Here is a 1,892-nt window from a genome sequence, read left to right as displayed (position 1 = left end):
CCCCCCCCCCCCCCCCCCCCCCGGGGGCCCCCCTTTTCCCCTCTCCTGCCAACACTGCCACAAAGCCCGCGACCGACGCTGTATTTTTTCCTGCGTCTCTTTATACTGCGCCTGTCTACGACCAACCTAAGCGATGCTATGCAAAAAAAATCGATTTACGTTGCCTACACCGGTGGGACCATCGGTATGCAGCGCTCTGAACACGGCTATGTACCCGTTTCCGGCCATCTGCAGCGTCAGCTGGCGCTGATGCCGGAGTTCCATCGTCCGGAGATGCCGGACTTCACGATCCATGAATACCATCCGCTGATGGATTCATCCGATATGACCCCCGAGGACTGGCAGCACATCGCCGACGATATCCGCAGCCATTATGAGGAGTATGATGGCTTTGTGATCCTCCACGGAACCGACACCATGGCGTTTACCGCCTCGGCGCTGTCGTTCATGCTGGAAAACCTTGGCAAGCCGGTCATTGTGACAGGGTCACAAATTCCGCTGGCCGAGCTGCGTTCCGATGGTCAGATTAACCTGCTCAACGCCCTGTACGTCGCCGCCAACTATCCGATTAACGAAGTGGCGCTGTTCTTCAACAATCGACTGTTCCGCGGCAACCGCACCACCAAAGCCCATGCCGACGGCTTCGACGCTTTCGCCTCGCCAAACCTTGCCCCGCTGCTGGAGGCCGGGATCCATATTCGCCGTCTCGGTACTCCGCCGGCGCCGCAGGGTAGCGGAGAGCTTATCGTGCACCCCATCACTCCGCAGCCGATTGGCGTGGTGACGATTTATCCCGGCATCTCCGCCGACGTGGTGCGTAATTTTTTGCGCCAACCGGTGAAAGCGCTGATCCTCCGCTCCTATGGCGTCGGCAATGCCCCACAGAATGGCGAGTTTATTCAGGTGCTGGCGGAAGCCAGCCAGCGCGGTATTGTAGTGGTCAATCTGACGCAGTGCATGTCCGGAAAGGTGAACATGGGCGGCTATGCCACCGGCAACGCCCTCGCCCAGGCGGGGGTCATCAGTGGTTTCGATATGACGGTGGAAGCGACGCTGACCAAGCTACACTATCTGCTTAGCCAGCAGCTGGACGTTGACGCCATTCGCGCGGCGATGCAGCAAAATCTGCGTGGCGAACTCACCCCCGACGAGGCTTAAGGAGGACGTATGGCACATCGAGCGCTGTTACTGGTTGATTTGCAGAACGACTTTTGCGCCGGCGGCGCGCTGGCCGTTCCTGAAGGCGACAGTACCGTCGACGTAGCCAATGCGCTTATCGACTGGAGCCTGGCGCGCGGCGAGCCCATCGTCGCCAGCCAGGACTGGCATCCGGCGGATCACGGCAGTTTCGCCAGCCAGCACCAGGTGGAACCCTACACCGAGGGCGAGCTGGACGGCCTGGCGCAAACTTTCTGGCCGGATCACTGCGTGCAGCACAGCGAAGGCGCGGCGCTGCATCCGCTGCTCAAGCAGCAGGCGATCGCCGCTGTGTTCCACAAAGGGCAAAACCGGATCATCGACAGCTATAGCGCTTTCTTTGACAACGGTCACCGGCAGAAAACCGAACTGGACGGCTGGCTGCGTGGTCAGGGGATCGTGGAGCTGACCGTTCTCGGCCTCGCCACCGATTACTGCGTTAAGTTCACCGTGCTGGATGCCCTGGCGCTGGGCTACGCGGTCAACGTCATCACCGACGGCTGTCGCGGCGTAAATCTGCAGCCACAGGACAGCAGCCAGGCGTTTATGGAGATGGCCGCCGCGGGCGCCACGCTCTATACCCTCGACGACTGGCGGGAAACTCAGGCCTGATCCCTCCCCCCCCCGCCTCTCCCCCCCCCCCCCCATCCTTTCTTGGGGGCTTACGCCGACGATGACGATGACCGCTTTCTGGC

General features: G+C 61.2%; 2 protein-coding genes. Both read left to right on the top strand.

Annotated features, from left to right (window positions below):
* Positions 1-138: 138 nt before the first annotated feature.
* A complete protein-coding gene (gene ansA / locus HMPREF9538_RS10900) occupies positions 139-1,158 on the top strand; it encodes an asparaginase (RefSeq protein WP_004176535.1) in 1,020 nt (339 codons plus the stop codon).
* A gap of 9 nt (positions 1,159-1,167) precedes the next feature.
* On the top strand, positions 1,168-1,809 hold the full coding sequence (pncA, locus tag HMPREF9538_RS10905; protein WP_004892853.1) for a bifunctional nicotinamidase/pyrazinamidase: 642 nt from the start codon (positions 1,168-1,170) through the stop codon (positions 1,807-1,809).
* The last annotated feature ends 83 nt before the right edge of the window (positions 1,810-1,892 follow it).

The sequence above is a fragment of the Klebsiella sp. MS 92-3 genome (assembly GCF_000195655.1).
In the GTDB taxonomy this organism is placed as follows: Bacteria; Pseudomonadota; Gammaproteobacteria; order Enterobacterales; family Enterobacteriaceae; genus Klebsiella; species Klebsiella pneumoniae.
The sequence above is the reverse complement of the archived record's forward strand: the minus strand, read 5'-3'. Positions and strand labels throughout refer to the sequence as shown.

Bases quoted from the DNA above. Each gene is read 5' to 3' on its own strand.
- ansA (WP_004176535.1), top strand. From the start codon at position 139: ATGCAAAAAAAATCGATTTACGTTGCCTACACCGGTGGGACCATCGGT.
- pncA (WP_004892853.1), top strand. From the start codon at position 1,168: ATGGCACATCGAGCGCTGTTACTGGTTGATTTGCAGAACGACTTTTGC.